The 20,111-nt window shown below is 66.3% G+C and carries 24 protein-coding genes and 2 pseudogenes; 16 read left to right on the top strand and 10 right to left on the bottom strand.

The features are described 5' to 3' along the window. The first annotated feature begins 54 nt into the window (after window positions 1-54). The 3 genes from C4V41_RS63230 to C4V41_RS31035 all read left to right on the top strand — a co-directional run bounded on the left by C4V41_RS63230 (window position 55) and on the right by C4V41_RS31035 (window position 1,457). Window positions 55-390 (top strand): hypothetical protein, encoded by a 336-nt coding sequence (locus C4V41_RS63230; RefSeq protein ID WP_200824339.1) that lies wholly within the window; start codon window positions 55-57, stop codon window positions 388-390. 123 nt (window positions 391-513) lie between these two features. After that, complete coding sequence (locus C4V41_RS62090) at window positions 514-684, top strand: hypothetical protein (RefSeq protein ID WP_160150456.1); 171 nt, start codon at window positions 514-516, stop codon at window positions 682-684. 95 nt (window positions 685-779) lie between these two features. Further along, window positions 780-1,457, top strand: a complete 678-nt coding sequence (locus tag C4V41_RS31035) for a DUF4158 domain-containing protein (protein ID WP_103959507.1) — start codon at window positions 780-782, stop codon at window positions 1,455-1,457. A 292-nt stretch (window positions 1,458-1,749) separates the two neighbouring features. Here the strand turns inward: C4V41_RS31035 and C4V41_RS66190 are convergent. Beyond that, window positions 1,750-1,929, bottom strand: a pseudogene (locus C4V41_RS66190) (TetR/AcrR family transcriptional regulator); the annotation flags it as partial. A 90-nt stretch (window positions 1,930-2,019) separates the two neighbouring features. Between C4V41_RS66190 and C4V41_RS65440 the strand changes: the two are divergent. From C4V41_RS65440 to C4V41_RS31045, 3 genes are all read left to right on the top strand, one after another. Continuing rightward, window positions 2,020-2,148, top strand: coding sequence for a hypothetical protein (locus C4V41_RS65440; protein ID WP_268808693.1), 129 nt, complete (start codon window positions 2,020-2,022; stop codon window positions 2,146-2,148). Between the two features lie 226 nt (window positions 2,149-2,374). Further along, window positions 2,375-3,388 carry a hypothetical protein gene (locus C4V41_RS31040; protein ID WP_146103845.1) on the top strand — a complete coding sequence of 338 codons (1,014 nt, stop codon included), beginning with the start codon at window positions 2,375-2,377 and terminating at the stop codon, window positions 3,386-3,388. A 382-nt stretch (window positions 3,389-3,770) separates the two neighbouring features. After that, on the top strand, window positions 3,771-4,211 hold the full coding sequence (locus C4V41_RS31045) for an STAS domain-containing protein (RefSeq protein WP_160150458.1): 441 nt from the start codon (window positions 3,771-3,773) through the stop codon (window positions 4,209-4,211). A gap of 31 nt (window positions 4,212-4,242) precedes the next feature. On the opposite strand, the gene C4V41_RS31050 is transcribed toward C4V41_RS31045, so the two are convergent. Then, window positions 4,243-5,232, bottom strand: coding sequence for a helix-turn-helix transcriptional regulator (locus tag C4V41_RS31050; protein WP_103959510.1), 990 nt, complete (start codon window positions 5,230-5,232; stop codon window positions 4,243-4,245). A gap of 94 nt (window positions 5,233-5,326) precedes the next feature. On the opposite strand from C4V41_RS31050, the gene C4V41_RS31055 reads away from it, so the two are divergent. Beyond that, complete coding sequence (locus tag C4V41_RS31055) at window positions 5,327-5,725, top strand: VOC family protein (protein ID WP_103959511.1); 399 nt, start codon at window positions 5,327-5,329, stop codon at window positions 5,723-5,725. A 49-nt stretch (window positions 5,726-5,774) separates the two neighbouring features. Continuing rightward, window positions 5,775-6,017, top strand: a complete 243-nt coding sequence (locus C4V41_RS31060; protein WP_160150459.1) for a helix-turn-helix domain-containing protein — start codon at window positions 5,775-5,777, stop codon at window positions 6,015-6,017. 58 nt (window positions 6,018-6,075) lie between these two features. Here C4V41_RS31060 and C4V41_RS65445 read toward each other — a convergent pair whose 3' ends face one another. Further along, window positions 6,076-6,609 carry an alcohol dehydrogenase catalytic domain-containing protein gene (locus C4V41_RS65445; protein WP_407670080.1) on the bottom strand — a complete coding sequence of 178 codons (534 nt, stop codon included), beginning with the start codon at window positions 6,607-6,609 and terminating at the stop codon, window positions 6,076-6,078. Window positions 6,610-6,782: 173 nt separating this feature from the next. Here C4V41_RS65445 and C4V41_RS31070 point away from each other — a divergent pair, with 173 nt between their 5' ends. The 5 genes from C4V41_RS31070 to C4V41_RS31095 all read left to right on the top strand — a co-directional run bounded on the left by C4V41_RS31070 (window position 6,783) and on the right by C4V41_RS31095 (window position 11,221). Beyond that, window positions 6,783-7,919 carry an ISAs1 family transposase gene (locus C4V41_RS31070; protein ID WP_200824340.1) on the top strand — a complete coding sequence of 379 codons (1,137 nt, stop codon included), beginning with the start codon at window positions 6,783-6,785 and terminating at the stop codon, window positions 7,917-7,919. 250 nt (window positions 7,920-8,169) lie between these two features. Beyond that, on the top strand, window positions 8,170-8,487 hold the full coding sequence (locus C4V41_RS31075) for a hypothetical protein (RefSeq protein ID WP_146103846.1): 318 nt from the start codon (window positions 8,170-8,172) through the stop codon (window positions 8,485-8,487). A gap of 323 nt (window positions 8,488-8,810) precedes the next feature. Continuing rightward, window positions 8,811-9,578, top strand: a complete 768-nt coding sequence (locus C4V41_RS31080) for a nuclear transport factor 2 family protein (protein ID WP_103959515.1) — start codon at window positions 8,811-8,813, stop codon at window positions 9,576-9,578. Window positions 9,579-10,148: 570 nt separating this feature from the next. Continuing rightward, window positions 10,149-10,355 carry a hypothetical protein gene (locus C4V41_RS31090; protein ID WP_103959516.1) on the top strand — a complete coding sequence of 69 codons (207 nt, stop codon included), beginning with the start codon at window positions 10,149-10,151 and terminating at the stop codon, window positions 10,353-10,355. After that, window positions 10,352-11,221: an SDR family oxidoreductase gene (locus C4V41_RS31095; RefSeq protein ID WP_103959517.1), complete on the top strand. Its 870-nt coding sequence runs from the start codon at window positions 10,352-10,354 to the stop codon at window positions 11,219-11,221. The genes C4V41_RS31090 and C4V41_RS31095 overlap by 4 nt, the downstream gene beginning before the upstream one ends. Here the strand turns inward: C4V41_RS31095 and C4V41_RS31100 are convergent. Together C4V41_RS31100 and C4V41_RS31105 are read right to left on the bottom strand one after the other, a co-directional pair. Continuing rightward, window positions 11,209-11,490: an aldehyde dehydrogenase family protein gene (locus tag C4V41_RS31100; RefSeq protein ID WP_235030471.1), complete on the bottom strand. Its 282-nt coding sequence runs from the start codon at window positions 11,488-11,490 to the stop codon at window positions 11,209-11,211. The genes C4V41_RS31095 and C4V41_RS31100 overlap by 13 nt on opposite strands. 353 nt (window positions 11,491-11,843) lie before the next feature. Continuing rightward, complete coding sequence (locus tag C4V41_RS31105; protein ID WP_103959518.1) at window positions 11,844-12,467, bottom strand: LysE family translocator; 624 nt, start codon at window positions 12,465-12,467, stop codon at window positions 11,844-11,846. Between the two features lie 110 nt (window positions 12,468-12,577). Between C4V41_RS31105 and C4V41_RS31110 the strand changes: the two genes are divergently transcribed. Further along, window positions 12,578-13,552, top strand: a complete 975-nt coding sequence (locus C4V41_RS31110; protein ID WP_103959519.1) for a LysR family transcriptional regulator — start codon at window positions 12,578-12,580, stop codon at window positions 13,550-13,552. Window positions 13,553-13,706: 154 nt separating this feature from the next. On the opposite strand, the gene C4V41_RS65450 is transcribed toward C4V41_RS31110, so the two are convergent. Next, window positions 13,707-13,838: a hypothetical protein gene (locus C4V41_RS65450; protein WP_268808694.1), complete on the bottom strand. Its 132-nt coding sequence runs from the start codon at window positions 13,836-13,838 to the stop codon at window positions 13,707-13,709. Window positions 13,839-14,235: 397 nt separating this feature from the next. On the opposite strand from C4V41_RS65450, the pseudogene C4V41_RS66195 reads away from it, so the two are divergent. Beyond that, window positions 14,236-14,358, top strand: a pseudogene (locus tag C4V41_RS66195) (transposase); the annotation flags it as partial. A gap of 14 nt (window positions 14,359-14,372) precedes the next feature. Here C4V41_RS66195 and C4V41_RS31120 read toward each other — a convergent pair. Next, a complete protein-coding gene (locus C4V41_RS31120) occupies window positions 14,373-14,555 on the bottom strand; it encodes a hypothetical protein (protein WP_103959520.1) in 183 nt (60 codons plus the stop codon). 1,100 nt (window positions 14,556-15,655) lie between these two features. Here C4V41_RS31120 and C4V41_RS60915 point away from each other — a divergent pair. Next, complete coding sequence (locus tag C4V41_RS60915; RefSeq protein WP_146103847.1) at window positions 15,656-17,761, top strand: hypothetical protein; 2,106 nt, start codon at window positions 15,656-15,658, stop codon at window positions 17,759-17,761. 450 nt (window positions 17,762-18,211) lie between these two features. Here the strand turns inward: C4V41_RS60915 and C4V41_RS31130 are convergent, their stop codons facing one another. From C4V41_RS31130 to C4V41_RS31135, 3 genes are read right to left on the bottom strand one after another with little or no spacing between them, the layout of a single operon-like run. Beyond that, on the bottom strand, window positions 18,212-18,868 hold the full coding sequence (locus C4V41_RS31130) for an ExeA family protein (protein ID WP_200824341.1): 657 nt from the start codon (window positions 18,866-18,868) through the stop codon (window positions 18,212-18,214). Then, complete coding sequence (locus tag C4V41_RS63235) at window positions 18,780-19,022, bottom strand: hypothetical protein (protein WP_200824342.1); 243 nt, start codon at window positions 19,020-19,022, stop codon at window positions 18,780-18,782. The genes C4V41_RS31130 and C4V41_RS63235 overlap by 89 nt, the downstream gene beginning before the upstream one ends. 54 nt (window positions 19,023-19,076) lie before the next feature. After that, window positions 19,077-20,096 (bottom strand): DEAD/DEAH box helicase family protein, encoded by a 1,020-nt coding sequence (locus C4V41_RS31135; protein WP_103959522.1) that lies wholly within the window; start codon window positions 20,094-20,096, stop codon window positions 19,077-19,079. Between the last annotated feature and the right edge of the window lie 15 nt (window positions 20,097-20,111).

Genomic DNA, 20,111 nt, shown 5'->3' on the forward strand with positions numbered 1-20,111 from the left:
TTGTACTTATCCATGCGGAGCTGGAGCTTCGCGCCGCCGGCTGCCGTGTACTCCTTGAACGTGCGCACGTCGGTGGCCTTGGTGGGCGCATCGAAGTTGAAGCCTTCCGCGGCCGCCGCGCTGGGGTTGGCGACGACGCAGGTGGCCGCGATGAGCGCGCCGACCGCGGCCCTTGGGCAGGCTCTTGAGCTTCACGAGATGGATCCTCAATGTGATCGGCTTCTGGATCGTCGCCGGCAGCCGACCAGGTCGGTGGCGGCTCCAGCCAGGCTAGAGACCGCCGGTATGCCTGCGGTATGTCGCGCGGCGAAACTGATCGACTTCGAGACGACGCTGCCAAGCGCGGTCGAGGAACTGATCCAGCAGTGGGAGGAGCGTCAGCCCGCCTGAGCGCCGCCCGCCAGGATCGCGCGGAACTTTCTGCCGCCGGTCACCTCGGGCTGCCACCACTCGAAGGCCGACTCGAACCCGAAGACGTCGCCGAGTTAGCCCGACGCGAACACATCGCGCACGGTGCGGAAAATCTACGGCGGGTACAAGGAGGCCGGCCGGAACGAGGGCCACAAGAGCTTCAAATGGTCCACGACCCGTACCAACCTCGACCGGATTACGATCAGGGCCAAGCGCTGCCTCCCGGGCACGATCGTGTGCAACAACACCGAGACCTACACGCTCTACCCCTGATCTGAGGCATGGCGGCCGGGGCAGCCATGGTTGTCAGCTTCGGCGAGAGATGGCCGAGAACCTTGAGGCGTTCGGGCTGAAGGGCTTCGCCTCCGGTGAGGTCGAGGCTGGCGGGCAAGGTGCGGGCGCACGTCTGGAACGCCGGCGACGGCCCGACCGCGTTGTTCCAGTACGCGGTGCGCCGGCTGCGGCACCACGACGTGCTGCTTCCGGGGATCAGCACACTGACCCGGCTGGTGGCGCGCGAGCGGGAACTGCATGACACCCTGGTCGGGCTGCTCAGCATGCAGCAGCGGTCGGTGCTGGAACTGCTGCTGAAGGTGCCGCCGAGGAAGAAGGTCTCGGATCTGGAGCGCTGGCGGACCGGCCCGTCGAAGGCGTCCTGGCCGCAGATCGTCAAGTCGCTGGATCTGGCGGCCGAGATCGGCGGCGCCGGGCTCGGCCGGCTGGAGCTGGACGCCACGGTGCCGCAGCGGCGGCTGGACGAGCCGGCCCGCTACGGCCTGACCGCGCACTCCAGGCAGGTGAAGAAGCATCCCGCCTCGCGGCGCCTGGCCACGCTGCCGGCCATGGCGCAGCGGCGGGAGGCCAAGACCATCGACGACACGCTGCAGCTGCTCATGGTGCCGAGTCGCTCGGCAAGGCGCAGCGGGAGGTCGTCAAGCATCCCCGGCCGGCCAAGGCCTCGGCCTGGGTGGCGCAGACGGTGGAGGTGTTGCTGGAGGCCGAGGGGTGGAGCGAGGACGTACGGCTGTTCGAGGTGTGGGAGATGATCGACGCGGTCGTACCCCGCGCCCAGCCCCGCTCGGCAGTGGCCACCGTGACCGGGCTTGCGCCGCCCCGGACGCCGAGGACGACGGCGGCTGGCACGCGGAAATGGCGACCAAAGTACCGCCACCATATCCAGGTTCGTGAAGCCGCTGACCGGGGTGATCGCGTTCGAGGCCAACGCCGAAGGCCGGCAGGCGCCAGGGTTGGCCAGGAAGTCGTCCAAGTGACGGCCGAACTGCTCGACGATGACCGGAGCCGGGCTGGTGAGGTAGTGCTGAACGGTGGGCCGTACCAGGTGACCAGATCCTCCCTGTCCGCGGCCGCGATGCGGTCGAGTTTCAGCCGGTAGCGGGCTATGACCAGGCCCATCAGGTAGGTCATCACGAGTTCGAGGCGTAGTTCGGCGTCACCGATGCCGTCTTCGTCGGCGAGGCGGTCGAGGCTGGGCTTGAGTGTGGTCTTGAGGACCGCCATCTTCGACAGCTTGAGGCCGGCTCCTGAACGCCATAGGGCTACGGCATCCACCACCGCATCGGCGCACCATTAGCCTGGCTGGAGGGACAAGTGGCCATCGGTACGATCATCCAGCGCTTCCCAGAACTGCGCCTCGACCGTTCCCGGAGCAACATCCACTTCCGCGACGACACCGCCCTCCGCGTCATGAAGAGCCTTCCGGTTTCGGTACACACCTGACACGCGCGGTGGCGGCGCTCGGCGTGCGGTCCTCGGGCGCGGGGACCGGCTGCCATGACCGGCCGTCCCAGCGCATGGTCGCCGCCTGCGAGTCAGAGCCTTCCTGCGGGAGCGGCCGGCCGGTGCCGCAGACCGCTCGTGCGGCAATCAGGGGGTCCGGCCAGCCAGCGATGTCGGTATTGGTAGTTTTGTGAGCTTTGGAGAGCCATTCTGTGAGGTGTGTGAAGTGCGGCAGTTCGGACGCTTTACCGGTGGTGTGCTGGCCGGATGTTTGGTGGCGGGCTGCTCAGCCCTGCCCGGACTGAACCGGGCGGCACAACAGGAGCCGGCGACGCCCGCCGCCACCGTCACGCCGAAACCCTCGGCGACCGCGCCGCCCCTGTCGGCCGAATCGGTGATCGAGGACTACGTCAAGCGCAACAACGCGGCCAACAAGGTCTTGAGCGACAAGCTTCTCGCCACCTACGAGGGCGGCTCCAGCCTCGACATCGACAAGGCCGCTTACCTTTCCCAGCGCAAACTGGGCGACGACGAGTACACGCCGTTCAGCTACGTCAAGCCCGCGATCGTGGCACCGGCCACGAAGCGGTGGTTCCTGGCGAGCGTGTACTGGAAGGGCAAGAGTAAGACCGCCGAGAACCCTACCTACCTGCTGTTCGCCCACGATCAGAATGCCTGGCGGCAGGTGTACTCCCCCGACGTCTTCAAAGACCTCACCGCCAAGGACATACCGAAGCTCCTGACGGATGCCTCCGGCGCGGCCACCGAAGTGGACCAGGCGGACGCGACCGGCCTGCTGATGTCGCCCGCCGACTTCGCCAAAGGCTACGCCGTCCACCTGATGGGCAAGGGCACGAACACCGCAAAGAGCCGCTTCGCGGCCGACCTCCTCACCACCAACGCCGCCACGAACCGGGCCAAAATGAAGCGGTTCGCCCGGGTCACCGAGAGCGTCAAGCCGGCGACCGAGTATCCCTTCTATGCGCTGCGCACGACCGACGGCGGCGCGCTCGTCTTCACCACGATCCAGCGGACCAAGCGCTACGACGTGATCCAGAGCTCGCAGCGCAACTACGTCTTCCAAGAAAACAGCGGCATTCTGCCCGGCAAGTACTACATGTACATGAAAATGGGCGAATTGATGCAAGTGGCCGCGTACATCCCGCCAAAGACCGCCAAGCCCGCCCAAGTCAAAGTGATCGGCTCGTACACCGGCATCGTCGCCGGCAGCGGACGCTGAACCGGCGCTTCCCGGAGCGCCCAAGCGCTCCTGACCTCCTCCACCACATGGAGATTCGGGCGAGGTGCCAGAGATGCCTGCCGGCGAGCGCCCGGCAAAGAGGTGATCAAGCGATTCGCTCTCGCAGGAGTGAATCGCCCCGGCCGGCCTCGGCTGCCGGCCAGGATGAGGCGGGCGGCTCTGGGGTGCCGCGCCATCATTCACGGCAACGGCACTCCATGCGCGAGAAGACCCAGCCGCACGTTCGGCCCCATACCCCATCTTCTTGAGGAGAACCCGCCCGTCGATGTCGACGACGGGTGATTCGTGCCCATCAGGGTGCTATGGAGCGTGCGCGAAGCGGGAATGCCGAGCGTCGCCTTGCCCTTGCGGGACCCGCTGCATGGACAGTGCGGCGAGTCCTTCGGCGGACGAACTGCAGCACGTGCTGCGGCCAGGTGAGCACGTCGTGCTGGACCTGTCGGAGCTGACCCTCATCGACAGCTCGGGCCTGCACGTGCTGCTGGACTGCCACCGCCACTGCACCGAGCAGCAACGCAGCCTGCACCTGTCCGCCGTTCGCAGCACGCCCGCCCGGCTGCTGCGCGTCACCCGCGTGGACCAACACCCGCCCATGCACGCCGAATCGACCGGCGTGTGGTCGATCTGCACCTGCTGCAACAGGCCCTCGATCCTTGGCGGATCGCCACCCACCGACCTCAGACGCCGCGCCCGGTCAGTGCCCTCCCACGCCGTGGCGGCAGCCGCGGGATCCAGCGCCTCGATCCGCCGCGCCAGCGTGCTGCGGGCCCAGACTCCCTTGAAGATCTTGATCGCCCACTAGATGTGCATCTCATGACACCGGTTCCTCGCTGTCAGGCTTGGCGGGCGTAGGAAGCGAGGCGATCGGCGAGCGCAATGACGAGGTCGCGCAGTTCATCGGGGCGCTCGATGACGAACGGACAGTCGAGTGCGACGAGTGCCGGAGGCAACCAGTCGAGGCGCTCCGCCCGTAGTTCGACGCGCAGCCAGCACGCGGTCGCCCGGTCCTCGCCTGTCGTGGGCGCGTGCTCCTCCAGGCTCGCGACGCTGGCGGGAAGGTGGGCGCGGATCTGCTCAACTGTCCCGTAGATCCGCAAGGTCACCTCATGCCGGTACTCAGCCGTGGCGAATCCTGACAAGACGCGCTGCGCCGGATCGAAACCCACGGGCGCCTCGAATGAGCCGGGCAGGGTCCTCGCGTCTGCGATGCGATCGAGCCGGAAGGTTCGGTCCTCGCCGATGTTGGGGTCTTTGCCCGTGACGTACCACCGGCGCGCATGGGCGACGATCCCGTACGCGTGCAGCGTGCGTTCGCTGCGCCGTCCATCGCGGTCGCTGTAGCGGATCGAGACCGGTCGGCGGTGGCGCACCGCATCGGCCATGGTGAGCAGGACCCCAGCGTCCGGGGTGGCGAACTTACCGGGCTGATCCGTGAAGGCGAGAGCTTCCAGGAGCGTGTCCAGCCGGCGGGCGATGTGCTTGGGCAGCACCCGCCGGATCTTCGCCGATGCCGTCTCACTTGCCGTGCCCTGCGTCGTCGTCAGCCCTGCTCGGCGGCAGGCGACCAGGCCGAGCAGCACGGCCAGCGCCTCGTCGTCGCTGAGCATGAGCGGAGGCAAGCGGTACCCGGGGGCGAGCCGGTACCCACCGTAGCGGCCGCGCACCGATTCCACGGGCACGTCCAGGTCGATCAGCTGGTCCACATACCGCCGCACGGTGCGCCCTTCGACGCCGAGCCGGTCAGCGAGTTCGGCCACCGTCCGCGTTCCGCCCGACTGCAGCAGCTCCAGGAGTGTCAGCACGCGGCCGGTGGGTCGAGACATGTTCGCAGCCTAATGCGAATACAGGACCGATTCTGTCCAGTATTTCTCCTAGCCTGCGACGTGGCACGCCTCCATCACAGTCAAGGAGATCCCCATGGACTTCGTCTCAATCCGCATCATCACCAGCGACGTGGCGCGCCTCGTCGCGTTCTACGAGCGAGCCACAGAGGTGCCGGCGATGTGGGCCACCGAGGACTTCGCCGAACTCAAGACCGCGGCCGCCACCCTCGCGATCGCCAGCACCCGCACCGTCCCGCTGTTCGCCGCCGGCTCTGCCCGCTCGGCGGACAACCACAGCGTGATCACCGAGTTCCTCGTCGACGACGTGGACCGCGTACACCAGAATCTGACCGGCTTCGTCACCGACTTCGTCAGCGAGCCCACCACGATGCCCTGGGGCAACCGGTCGCTGCTGTTCCGTGATCCCGACGGCAACCTCGTCAACTTCTTCACCCCCGTCACGCCGGCGGCCATCGAAAAGTTCGCACGCTGACGCCACGCACAGCCGCTCACGCGGGAGCCCTGAAATCCCAGAGCTCCCGGTGAACGCGGCCACCGAGTCCAGGAGCGCCACCGCCAGGGGACACCGGAACGCACCGCTGACCCCGGAGGGATGTCTGCGGATCGACGCCGGCCGTCCGATCGCGCACGTCGCTGCCGAGGCCGGGCTATCGCGCCGCTGCCTGGCCAAGTGGTACGCCCGCTGGCGCGCACACGGCGAGAACGGCCTGCTTGACCCTTCCTCCCGCCAGCAGCCCGGCCCGCTCCCCCGAGGACATCGCTGACCTGGCGAAGGCATTGCGGCGGCAGACCAAGCACGGGCAAGCTCGGCTTGCCGCCGACCTACAGCTCGCGCAGGCCACCGTGCACCGTATCCCGGGTGTTCACGAGTGTCCGGCCTGGAACGAAGTGATGGGCTGGAAGATCACGAGGATGGGCCACATCAGTATTCACCGTCGTCGACAGCTGGCGGTGTTGCTGGCTGCTGCCGCGTTGGCGCATAGCCGCGATGCCGAGGTGCACCCAGCCGTTGCAGGATGCGCCGTCTCGAGGTCCAGCCAAGCGGGAGCGGCCAGAACTCGACCGCAGCAAGGGGGCGGCCGGGTCTGCCAGAATCGCTGCGTGGCGGCCTCCCTCGACGTGACGACGTTGCGGCGCCTTCTCCAGGGCGCGGCGTAGTGCGGACGGTCCTCCGCCAGGTCGGACGCCACTGACCAGCAGCTCGCCGAGCCGGACGCAGTATCGGAGCTCGCCGGCCAGACAGTTGCGGCACTGACCGCACCAGGGCCATCCGACGACGACATGATCGCCCTCTGTCACGCTGGCTACGCCCGGGCCGACGGCGGTCACGACACCGGCGCCTTCGTGTCCCAGCACGCCGGGGCCGGGCCAGGGCCCCGGCGAGGTGGCGTTGATGGCCTGAGTGTCCGTTTCAGGGGGTAAGTGATCCGGCGATGCCGCAGGTTGCTAGGAGCTCGTTCAAGTAGGCGAACAGGCACGCCCTTCGAGATCACGAGGTTCTCTGCGCCAAATGATCACCTGAGAAGACCGTGCCTGCCCTGTCATCATCGCCGATCGATGATGCCCTCTGCCACCTGGTCGAACAGCCGCCGATGGCCGCCTCGGCCACCGACGGCCTCAACCTTCTGGAACGCTTCCAGCACATCCCCGATCCACGCGACCCGCGAGGTGTCCGCCACACGCTGGCCTCGCTCCTGGCGCTCGCCTCGGCGGCCGTGCTGGCAGGATCGCGGTCGTTCACCGCGATCGGCGAGTGGATCGCCGATGCACCCGCCCAGGTCATGGCCGCCCTGGGAGTCCGGCGCGACCCACTGAGCGGGCACTGGCAACCACCGGATGAGTCGACCGTGCGGCGGGTGCTGGAGCAGATCGACGCCCAAGCGCTGGACGAAGCGGTCTGCTCGTGGCTGGCCGAGCGAGCGGGCATGGCTGCGTCCGCTCCCGCTGCCCCCGGCAGAATGCGCCGGCGAGGCGTGGCGGTGGACGGTAAGGCGCTGCGTGGGGCACGCGATCGCGATGGTGAGCTGGTTCATCTGCTGGCCGCCTTCGACCAAATCACCGGCCTGGTACTGGCCCAGACCGACGTGAACGGCAAGACCAACGAGATCACCCGGTTCCAACCTCTGCTCCAACCTCTCGATCTCAACGATTGCGTGATCACTGCCGACGCCCTGCACACGCAGCGCGATCACGCCACCTACCTGGTCGAGCAGAAGAGAGCGCACTACGTGCTCATCGTCAAGAAGGACCAGCCCACCCCGCACACCCAGATCAAGCGGCTGCTATGGAAACAGATCCCCATCCAGCACCGCGAGCGTGACCGCGGGCACGGACGCGATGAACGCCGCACTCTCAAAGTCGTCACCGTCAAGGCGGGACTGCTGTTCCCGCACGCCGACCAGGCGATGCAGATCAGACGGCGGGTCAGGGACGGCAAGACGGGCAAGTGGCAGACCGTGACCGTCTACGCGATCACCAACCTGCTCGCCTGGCAGGCCGGCCCCGCCGACCTCGCCACCTGGATCCGCGGCCACTGGAGCATCGAGAACCGACTCCACTACGTCCGCGACGTCACCTACGGGGAAGACCACTCCCAAATCCGCACCGGCAATGCCCATACGCGATGGCCACTCTGCGCAACCTTGCCATCGGCGCCCTACGCCTGACCGGAGCCGACAACCTCGCCCAAGCCGCCCGCCACATCTCCCGCGACGCCACCCGCAGCCTCGCCATCGGCCTCACATGACCAAGGAACCGAACAAAACATCCACTATGCCCTGGCCCTGGCGTCCCCGGTAGGCGCGTGATCGATGCCAGGATGAGGACAACTGGCCACCACGAGCTACTCGGAGGCGACGATTGACACCGCAGAACGCTCCCTACGACCAGCTACCGATCACGTCCCGGCAGCGCCTCGTGCTGATCACCGTGGCCAGTGTTGGTGCGCTCGTCATGCTCGTGATCATTTTCTTCGGCCTCATCGAGATCGGCTGGGCAGGGATGTGCGGTGGCAACACCTGTGCCGGAGGGTGGCACGTCAACCTCCTGAAGGCGGCACTCGTCCTGCCTCCCGTCGCCGCCCTACTCTTCGCCTATCACTGCTCGTTCTCCAGAACGGGAATCGTCGGCAGGCTGCTCATAACCCAAGTTCTGGCCTTCTCTGCGGCCGTGATCGTATGGTTCTTCTCTGCGGGGACCCTCCTATACATCGAGGACCTCGCCCTCTTCAGATGACCCCCGCGCCCGAAGGCGGCCCCTCCAGCCCCGGAGGTCCCTTGCCACGTCGGCGACAGGGCCCTGGTGACGGTGATCAACTGGTGGAAGGCGGGCCGCTGAGGGAACGCCAGGCGGTGCCGGGAGATCCGGGCGCGGAGCCGGCTCAAGGTCATCACCTCCATCCCCGCCGGAGTGCCGACCGGCGGGGCAAAGGCCAGCTCCGGGATCGCAGATTGTCGGTTTTTCACCATCATCGGTCCGCAGCCTACCCGGCCGGTCCCTTGTCGCGGCCCTAGCGTGGATGTGCTCTCCCAGAAGACGGCGACCGAAAGGAAAATGAGATGAGCTATGCCAAGGACATCGTCTTGCAGGCTGCGGGTGAGCTTTTCGGCGACAAGGACGCCACGGCGGTTGACCGCTGGGCCACTCCTGATTACCGGCAGCACAGCGCTATGGCGGCCGATGGGGCTGAAGGACTGCGTGTGCTGGTCTCCGCCCTGGGGCCGGACTTTCGCTACGAGCCCGCCAGGGTGATCACGGACGGGGACACCGTCGCGCTCCACGGCACGTACCGCGGATTCGGGCCGAAGCCGCTCGTGGGCTTCGACATCTTCCGAGTGCAGGACGGCAAACTGGCCGAGCACTGGGACGCCCTGCAGCCCCAGGCGGACACCACCGTCAGCGGCCGCTCCGAGACAGACGGACCGACCGAGGTCGACGCCCTCGACCAGACCGAGCCGAATCGCGCGCTGGTGACAGCGTTCGTGCAGAACATCCTCCAGGGCGGCAAGGTGGACACGATCACCGACTACATCAGCACCGAGCGCTACCACCAGCACAATCCACTCATCGGCGACGGACTGGAGGGACTGGGCGCCGCTCTGGCGGCCTTCGCCGAGCAGGGCATCGACATGGTGTACGACACGGTGCACAAGGTCGTTGCCGAAGGCTCCTTCGTCCTGACGGTTTCGGAGGGACGTCTCGGCTCCGCCCCGACCGCCTTCTATGACCTCTTCCGTGTCGAGAACGGCAAGATCGTCGAGCACTGGGACGCCACGCCGCCCATCCCCGCTCCGGATGCCGTCCCGCACAGCAACAGCCTGTTCTGACACCGGCCGCAATGCAGCAGGAGGCCACGATGCCCGGCCCCTTGCCCCCTGTCGACCTACCGCGGCCTGACCGGCCTGGACGAGCCGGTCGAACCGCTGGCCGATCCCGCACCAGCCGAGCGGCTGGGAACGCTGACGCGACGGGCACTCGACCTGCTGCGCGACGACCCGGCGGCGAGCCGTCTCGGACCGCCCTCGGCGCAGGCGTCACACCTGGACGACGCTGGCGTGGTCCTGGACGCGTTGCTCGGCGGAGAACGTCTGGCGCGTTCCGTCACCGAGTCTTCCGACCTGCCGGCCATTGCCCATCAGGTCCCGGACACCGGCTACCCGACGGCGGGTCACACCGCGCTGTGGCAGGGGGGACATCACCCGCCTCGCCGCGGACACAGTCGTCGACGCGGCAAACAGCGCGCTGCTCGGCTGTTTCGTTCCCCTGCACCCGTGCATCGACAACGCCATCCACAATGCGGCCGGGCCGTGCCTGCGTGAGGGCTGCCACGCCATACGCATCCACTACCGGCCGGGCACCGGCCGCAAGGCTGGCTGAACAATGTCAACAGGCTGCTCGTGCTGGAGATCGGTGCCGGGTTCAACACGCCCAGCGTCATCCGTCCGCCCGCCGAGCACATCACGCGTACCATCACCGGCGCCCGCCTGGTCCGCGTCAACCTCGCGCATCCGCAGATCCCCGGCGATCTCACTGGCCGAGCCCTGCCCGTCGAGTGCGACGCAGGCCACCTGATCGCAGCACTCATCGAAGGAGATCACCAATGACCCGACCCGACAATGCGAAGATCGCCATCACGGGAGCCACTGGCCGCATCGGCGGCCGGATCGCCCGCAGGATGGCGGCGGCAGGGGCGATACAGCGCATGACGGTACGTCATCCCGACCGGGCCCCTCAGCTACCCGGCGCCACCGCGGTCCGCTGCGCGTACGGCGACCGCGACACCCCGAGTGCGCTGGAGGGCATCGAGGTGCTCTTCATGGTCTCGGCCTCAGAGTCGCCCGACCGCCTGAGCCGGCACGAGGCGTTCGTGGACGCCGCCGCGGAAGCAGGCGTGCGGCACGTGGTTTACCTGTCGTTCTTCGGCGCTGCGCCGGACGCTGTCTTCACCCTTGCTCGTGACCATTGGGCCACCGAACAGCACATCCGCGACAGCGGACTCTCCTTCACCTTCCTGCGTGACAACTTCTACGCCGACTTCATGCCAGCACTCGTGGGCGAGGACGGCGTCATCCGCGGCCCCGCGGGGAATGGCCGGGCAGCGGTCGTGGCCCAGGACGACATCGCCGACGCCGCCACCGCCGTACTCCTGAACGCCGCCAAGCACGCTGGCCGTACCTATGACATGACGGGTCCGCAGTCGCTGTCCATGACCGGTATTTCCGGCATCTTGTCGGCGGCCACCGGCCGCACGATCACCTACCACCCGGAGACCGTGGAGGAGGCCTATCGATCGCGCGCCTCCTACGGCGTCCCGAATTGGCAGGTCGACGCATGGGTGTCGACCTACACGGCCATCGCGGCAGGGCAACTCGACGGCGTGAGCGACGACCTCCCCCGTCTGATCGGGCGCGCCGCCACTCCGCTGGCGGACGTCATCCGCGTTGTGCCGCCGAACGCTCAGAAGGGGTAGCGGACATGCTGGCAGGCGAGGGTAATCCACCGGATGTTACTGAAGGCCTCGATGCCCCAACGGCCACCGAACCGGCCATAACCGGAGGACCTGAAGCCGCCGAACGGAGCCTGAGGCTCGTCGGCAACCGACTGGTCATTGACGTGCACGATGCCCGTCTTCAGACGGCGGGCCACGCCCAGGCCGTGGGTGAGATGTGTCAGAGAAATGGGCTCTTGAGCACTCGCTGGGAAGCGGTCACAGTCGGTAACTCGGTTGTGAAGCGCCATCTTTCTGAGTAGATCGAGGCCTTCCTGCTGACGACCCCGTCGCCCTATTCGATGCTGCGGTGTGAGCGAGTGCGCAAGGCCGGTCGCCATCGAGGCACATACCAGCACCTGGTCCTCGACCTGCGGACGCTGACGATCAGTCCGCCCAACTATCCATCGCGCTTGCAGGTGCCTCACTCCAGCAGGTGTCAAGCAACAACCGCCCCGACCTCCCGTCCGAGCAGAGCCCTACAACGGCCCTGCGCTCGCGTAGCTACGACGAAGGGACGAGTGGCTCAGGGTGACAGCGGCTGGTGGATCGCTGCCAGTACACAAGGGCCGGTCGGGCGCTGGAAGAAGTACCGGCCCGGCCCTCAGAAACCTGCTGCCACCGCGGCGCCCAGCCCCAGCAGGACGACGCCGGTGGTCACGCTGAGTCCCCGCAGGACGGTCGGCTGCGATATCAGGGCGCGCCCTCGGCTGACGGCCCAGGTGAGCAACATGTACCAGGAGGCGCTGACGAGCGCCCACAGGGCTCCCAGGGCGACGGTTGACAGGAACACCGGGCCGTTCGCGGTCACGAACTGGGGCAGCACCGAGACGGCGAACACGCCCGCCTTGGGGTTGGCGAGGTTGGTGCTCAGGCCGGTGAGATATCCGCCCGCGAAGCCGGTGCGGCGCCCGCTCTCGCGGAGCGGGCGGGTGGTGACGGTGGTGAGCGCGGTCCGCAGCGTGTTCACCCCGAGGATCATCAGCACGATGCCGCCTGCGATCCGGAGCACCGCGTACGCGGTGGGGCTGGCCAGCAGGACGGCGGACAGCCCGGCCGCGGCGGCCGTGGACCACAGCAGGAAGCCGGTGGCGTTGCCCGCGAGCGTGCCTCGGACTGTACGTTGCCCGCCTTCCAGAACCTGCCGGATCATCAGGGCTTGACTCGCGCCTGGCAGCATCGCCAGCAGCAAGGTGGTGGCGATGAAAACGGGCACATGCGTGGGCATGGGGAAAGAACCCCTTCCGGGGATTGCGGCCGATGGGTGTCCCACCAGCCTTCCACTCCCGTACTCGTAAGAGAAATTAAAAGAGAAGGGAGCAGCGTTAAGATTAGTGAATGGTGGTGGATCCGGGACAGCTGCGGCTTCTCGCGTTGATCGAGCGGCACGGCTCCCTGACGGCGGCGGCTCACGCACTCCAACTCACGCCCGCGGCGGTCACCCAGCAGGTGGCCAAGGCCGAGCGCGACTGGCAGGTGCCCCTGGTCATCCGTGGTCCTCGCGGAGCAACGCTCACCGCGGCCGGTGCGCTGCTGGCCTCCCACGGTCGAACCGTGGAGGAGGCATCGGACAGGGCCGAGGCGGAACTGGCCGCACTGCTCGGTCACCTCTCGCTCCGCCTGCGGATCGGGACGTTCCAGGCGGCTGCCCTGCACCTGCTGCCACCGGCCCTGACGGCCCTGCGGCACCGCCATCCGGACGCCGACGTCTCGGTCGTAGACGTGGTGTCCGGACGCGGAGCGGACGAGATCAGCGCGGGGCGCCTAGACCTCGCCATCGTCGCGTCCTGGGGCACACCGCTCGCGCCGCCCCCACACCTACGGGCCCACTCGCTCCTGTTGGACCCGATGGTCGTGGTTCTCCCCGATGACCACCCACTGGCCACCGGGCAGCCCGCGGACACCGAACTTCACCTGGAACAACTGCGCGACGAATCATGGGTTTCCATCCTGGCCGGCCATGCCGCCCGCGAACAGTTCCACGACGCTGCCCGCGAGGCCGGCTTCACTCCCACCGTGCGGTTCGAGACCGAGTCCTACGACGTCGCCCAGGCCCTCGTCGGCACAGGCATCGCAGTGGCCCTGGTCTCGCGTCTGGCCCTGACCCATGCGCCTGGCACCACCCATCGCGAACTGGCCCACCCCAGGCCCTACCGCCAGCTCTACGCCGTGACCAAAACCGACGCCAGCCTCACACCACTCGCAGACATGCTCATCGACCTCCTCCATGATGTCGCCCGCGACATCACCGCCACCTGGGAGGCTCCCCTGCGAGAAAACCAACGCTCATCCAACTCACCGCACGGAGCCTGAAAAGCTCCCGGTTCTGAATCGACACCGCCTGGTCCGCAGCGGCCGACCATCGACGCCGGCAGCTGGCTCGGCGTCGGCCCCGCCATAGCCGGAGCCCTGGTGTGGTCGAAGCCACGGCAGCCGGCTTCAACCACTCCGCCGCGTCGTCGGCGCTTCACCCGGCGGCTGCGGGTTGCGGTTCCTCCGTCCGCTGGCCGGGGATGGGCGTGGCGAGGCCAAGATCGAGACGGCTGTTCATGTCGAGCTCGAACCGGCCGTACGGTGCGAAGCTCGAATATTCAGTCACGTATCTACCCTGCAGATTCGCAGCAGCACTGAAATCCCGACGTTTCGATTTGAGCGACCGCTCAAGCTATTCTGAGCGACTGCTCGAATAACGACGCCCAAGAGCCGCAGGTCACCGCATGGATCGAGTTTTCGAGCCCACAGCCGAGCGCGCTGTCTGATCCGAGATCGGGATGAGAAGTTCCCGCCGCTCATGGATAAGATCCTCGCCGAAGCCGGCATCAAGACGGTGGCTCCCTGGTATCCGGGTGCAGCGAATGAACTCGATCATGGAGCGGCACTGACCGTCCGCGTCATCGACGCCGAGATCACCATCCGCACCACGGCGGGCGCCCGGAGAGGCCACTACCGGCTGCTGACCACCCTCACCGACGCCTCCCGCCACCCCCCGCAGCGACCTCATCCGGCTCTACCACGAGCGCTGGAAGATCGAGACCACCTACGCGGAGCTGAAGTCCACCATCCTGAACGGGCACGTCCTGCGCTCACGCACCCCGGATGGCATCGAACAGGAGGTCTGAGCCCTGCCGACCGCCTACCAGGTCCTGCGGACCGCGATGACCGACGCCACCGACAGCGTCCCGGGCACCGACCCCGACCGGCCCGGCTTCACCACCGCCCTGGCCGCCGCCCACGACCAGCTCATCCCGGCCGCCGGCGTCATCACCGGCACCGACATCGACCTGATCGGCACCATCGGCCGCCACGTCCTGACCATCTCCTGCCCGCCCGGCGAGTCCGCACCAAAGACCGCATCGTCAAACGCGCGATCTCCACATACAACGCCCGCGGACCCGCCATCGACCGGACCACCTACAAGGCCACCATCACAGCATCAACATGATCCCGGCCAGCCCTTGACACCGCTACCTCAGCCTTAACTGAAGGGCCTGGTGCCGCGGCCGCCTCCAAGACGTCGTGGAGTTCGTCGGCGAGTTTGGGGCCGAGCGCTGGCCCGGCATCCAAACCGACCAGCCGAGCCCGCCCCGGCATCGGCTCCACCTGCCTGGAATGGGCGGCAATCCAAGGGGACCACCGGTCGCCGATCTGGAGACTGGCTGTCGACGATGTCGGCAAGCCGCAGGCTTCGCGGCTCGCCAAAGGCGCAGCGCGTAGAAGGCATGGAGGAAGGCCTGCCCGGACTGGCCGTACGGAGTCGATCTCCGCCCGGAGTCGGTCGAGGTCGACCGGCATGCTGTTGTACAGCGTCGGGAAACAGTTGAGCGGTCAATAGCGGCAGGGAGCCTTCAGCCTGGTCAGCGGCTTGATCGCTCTGACGGGCAATCGGGCCCTCCGGACTCGCTTCGGAAGGGCGAGCCTGGAACGACGATGAAACCGCCGGTGCGTCTTCACAGGTCGTCCCGCTCAGCGTCTCTTTCGATGTCAGCCAGGCAAGAACCATGATCAGTGATTCTCGCCACCCGCTGCTCTGCTCGGCCATTATCCCGATACACCTCCATCACATGGATATGGGAAGTGTCGCCCATGTTCCAACATGTGGAACGGATGCCCTCGAAGCGGCATAGACCTTCATAGCGTGGTCCGAAGGAATCAATGCTCAGACGCGATCACATACCGTTGGACGCTCCCACGGATCGAGTGCGGGATGGCGCTATCGCCGGAATGGCGGATCGCCGTGAGTAGCGGCGTCATGAATCAAAGGGATAGCGGACTGGTGGCTCGGTTACGGCCGAACGCGGCTCCATGCGCTTGACGCGACTACTACGAGGCGCCACGGCCTGCGCTAGTTGAAGCTGGTCAAAAGCACCGACCTCGGGGGAAGCTTCCAAAGCGCTCACAAACGGAAGGACGAGACCAATGAACCCGATGGTGAACTCGCCCAAACTCGCCGACGACGAAAAAATGCTATGCCGCGTATCAAAGCACAGGACTGGGGATGATCGCCTGACCGAGTCTTGCGATTGTGTGGGCGGAGAGTACGGCACCATACCGGCTACAGGCTTCACAGCAGGAAAAGGAAGCCTGGCAGAATGGCTGGCCGAACGGGGAATGCCTCGCTGCGCCGCTGCCGTGGCGGGGAGCGACTGGAGAACGTGCCAGGCACAGCGGTCGCCTCACGGCGAGGTGACGATCGCCCCGCAGCGGCACGACGGCAGTAGCCCTTGTGAGCACGAGCCGAGAATATCCGTTAAGCGCCTACGACTCATTGAGGCAAAAATTCCCGAACCATTCAAAGTAGGTCGAGAAACTGACGCATATGAACAAGCGACGCATGCGCGTCTCGTTTTCGACTTTCTCAGTGGATGGGCTGCGGGCAACGAACAGGCTATGGCGAAAAATGTCGGTGGAGGCAGAGCTGCCGCTGGTGGTCGTACCGGCCCGCAGGGAACGTGCCCGCGCCTGAGCATGCCATACGGCGATGTCTTCCCCCTGAGCCCGTTGACGCCTGCCATGAAGACCGCAATCACAGAGGCGGTGCGCGGCAACACCGTTCTGAAAGGAGTCGCAGAGTGGGTGACGGCGGCATGCAACCGGCTCGAAAAGGCTTTGGGAAAAAGGCTGGTCCACCCGGCGGGTTCCCTGAGCCTCAAAGAATCCGGCCTGGCGCAGGTGGCCGTCGGGCAGTGCGATACGTCAGCTGCTCGGATGGCGAAGGAATTGACGACCTCTGGCAGGCTCGCTATGGAAAAGCGCGACGGCACGCATATTCCGGCCGGCCCGTGGACGGAGATAGCGGACCGGTTCATGTTGCGCAATATCTATAGGGCGCCCAATGTGGCCTGCGGAACAACCGCGACTCAATGGTTGGTGGCCGGCGCCGACAACTGTACCGCTGACCTGAATGCAGTTCAGGACTCGTTCTTCTTCTACGAGCACGGCTTTGCACAAATGACGGGATCCGTGAAAGGGCGGGAGTGGTATGAAGCGTGGTGGCTGGCAATGCACGAAAGTTTGCAGCATCCGCCATCGGCAGAGCGCGCCATCGCGACAGCAATAAACTCACTGTACACGGCTTACAAAGCGGATCTGGAGATAGCCATACAGGAAGCGAGATTGGGAGGCGAGACGGTACAGTTGATGCTTCAGCAGAATCGCGAAGAGTTTCTCCATCAGCAGCTCTGCGATTCGGGCATTCTCGGCTATTGTGTCCAGGAAAGAGAAAACAGCGGTCACGATCGTCAGATGATGTGGGATCTCGCGATGACGGGCCCGGGCACAGATGTCATAGATGTCGGACGAGATCTGCTGTGCTCGACCGAACTTGGATCGAGCATGCCACAAATGGCAGGGGGATATTTGGATGCTGAGCGCCTGGCCCAGGTCTATGGGAGACTATGCGCTGTTCAAGACCACATGTTCCAAGGCGATGATCTGACGAGCGGATCCGTCGTGACGGCGGACCTGCCGATATGGGAGATAGCAAATTTGCGTCACCCCTTTGTGGAAATGGCGCTGATCGGGCGCAACTCGGTGCGTGGCCTGCATTTCAAGCCTGCTCCATTCGAGGCGTACTGGGACGAAGAAATGCGCATGAAAGGCACACCGGTAACGCCAGGCAAATATGCCTGCGAAAGACTGGCGATCGCCTCCGCTTCGTCCAGCAGGGCCAAGCAGGGTGAGATCGTGCCGTGCCTGGTTTTCCGCACCATCATCGATAGGATGGGGACAGCAGGCGACGCAGCCTCCGATCTTCTGGACAGACTATTCGGTTTCATACACAGGTACGCCATCAGCGATATAGGAACTGGCACGCTAGACGCGCTAAAGGTTGAGATAGCGGCCCTGACCCTGGCCGTAGAAGGAGACGCGCCGGCTAAAGCCGCAAGACAGTACGTGGGCCATATAGCACACCATATTTGGACGGTGGAAAGGATCTGCGAGATGGTCATGCAGGCCAACTTTGCCTTCCACATCGGCCGCCAATACGTTGGATGTGACAGGTCGATCAGCCCTGCCGTCTGATGCTTGATCCGCTGTGTGGCGGTCGGCCCGGACGACGAATGACCAAGGAATCAACCGAAACTCGGAGCATCGGTGTCGACGATGGGCGACTACTGGATCAGGCACATATTTCGTGATCGGACCCTGATCAGTCGGCAAGCAGGATGCGTTTTCTTCTTGACTGAACCACTGGGACGGTTTCTGCAGTTCAGAGGACAAGTGGTGATCTGGGCTGCCATGGTCAGGCTCCATGATCGGAGAGGGCGAGTCGCCCCTGGACCCGGCCCGCTTACAGTTCTAGAACATGAGGGGCGCCGAACCGGGTCGCCATGATCGCTCGCATGGGTGAAGCATCCAACCTCAACTCGGCTTGAGGTCAAGCACCAGGGACCGATTGCGAGATGATCTGGCTGTGATCACGCGACATGCGTTGAAGTTCAGAGATACTCCCGAGCGTCGGTCCGCGACCTTTCACTCCGCAGTGATGACTTCGTTGACGGCCGCGCGTGCGGCGGTTTCGTCGACGATGGTCTTGTCGACGATGAAGGCGGCCAGCAGAGCCTGAATGGCTAGGTTATTGATGGTCCGGGGATAGCCGCGGCTGGCGATGTGGATCAGATTGGCGGCGTCTTCAGTGAAGAGAGGGTCGGTGCGGCCGGCCAGGGCGAGGTGGTGACGGAGGTAGTCGACGGTCTCCTGGCGGGCCATGCCGTTCATGTGGTAGCGGACCGCGATGCGCTGATCCAGCGCCGCCAGGACACCGAGCTTGATCTTGCGGCGCAGGGTCGGCTGCCCGATGAGCAGGCAGGCGAACGGGCTGGAGGATTCCATCTCATGGTTGGTCAGCATGCGGACCGACTCCAGCTGGTCGTGCCCCAGAAGGTGCGCCTCGTCCAGAATGAGCACCGGAGTGCGGCCGCGTACGGCCGGCTCGGTGGCCAGCGCATCGTTGGCCTGCGGGATCAACGTGGCCTTGGGTGGCTTGGGGACGCCGCCCAGAGCGGTGACGATGGCGGTGTGAATACCGCGGACGCCGACATCAGGGTTGCCGATATAGATCGGGATGTGCCGGGTCGAGCGAGGCGATCGCGGCCCGGGTGGCCACCGTTTTGCCGACGCCGACCTCACCGGTGACCACCCCCAGGGCGCGTTCGGCGACGCACCAGGTGATGCGGGCGGTGGCCTCGCCGTGAGTGGCATGCCGGTGCATCATGCCGGGTGCCAGGTCACGGCCGAACGGGATCTTGGTGAAGCCGAAGAAGCCTTGCAGGCGGTCGGTCACGACTGCTCCTCTCCGGCCAGAACCGCACCGTGCGTGGACGCGGATTGTTCGTCTTCACCATGCCGGCCGGTGTCCTTGCTGGTCAGCGCGGTGTAGTTGATCCGGGTGGCCAGAGTGGCGGTCTGCTGATCGTCGAGCAGGCGCAGGTAGTCGATCCCGGCGCCGGGTTCCGGCGCAGCGGCCGCGGGTTGTTCGGGCTTGGCTTTCGGATGGGCGTGCCGGCCGATGGTCTGCGGGGTGGCCATGCCCGTCGGCGGTGCCGAAGACCATGATGCCGTGGTCGAGCCGGGTCACCGCCCGATCCTCGGCGATCGGCTCCACCTCCAGGCCGTACAGGTGGGCGAATTCGGCGGCTCCGCCGGCCGCAGTCGCGCTCACACCCGCGAGGTGGTCGTACAGCCGCAGATAGCCGCGCAGGTTCAGCGCCGCCACGATCTCGCCGCCGGACTGGAGGGCCAGATGCTTGATGAACGGCCGATCGAGCAGGACGTGGTCGGCGTCGGTCACCACCGCCCGGCGCGTCCCGCGTCTCACCCACTGCCCCTGGCCGGCGCCCAGATCGTCTCTCATATGGTCAGCGCCGAACCAATCGACGTGTCCGACCGTCACGTCAGCCGCGTACGCCCGGCGGCGTTCCCTGTCGTCCATACGCTCGACGAGGTGCCCGACGGTCAGTCCCAGCAGCAGGCACACCTCGGCCGTGTGGGGTGAGGCGTCGCTGGTCATCAGGTGTTCGCCACGGCCTTCCAATGCGCCAAGGCACACGGTCAGCGTCACCGCCGGCGCCCAGGTGGTGCGATCGGCCAGTTCCGCCACCGCGCCGTGGTGCATCGCGATCGCCGCCCGCAGCTCCGCGGGCGAACAGCGCCGACCCAGCTCCGTCCGCGCGCTCGCCTCCGACACCAACGCGTACGCCTCCGGCAACAGCTCATCGAGGCTCTCGCCAGAAGTCGCCCGTCGGCGGAGCGCCGCGGTGCGCCCTGCCAACTCGTGGTCGGGGAGCCCACCCAGCCGGACAGCCGCCTCTTCGATGGCCGCGACGTCAGGAAGCGCCCGTCCGGCACCCTTGGCCATTCGTTCTCCCCCGCT

Source organism: Nonomuraea solani (assembly GCF_900108335.1).
Lineage (GTDB): Bacteria > Actinomycetota > Actinomycetes > Streptosporangiales > Streptosporangiaceae > Nonomuraea > Nonomuraea solani.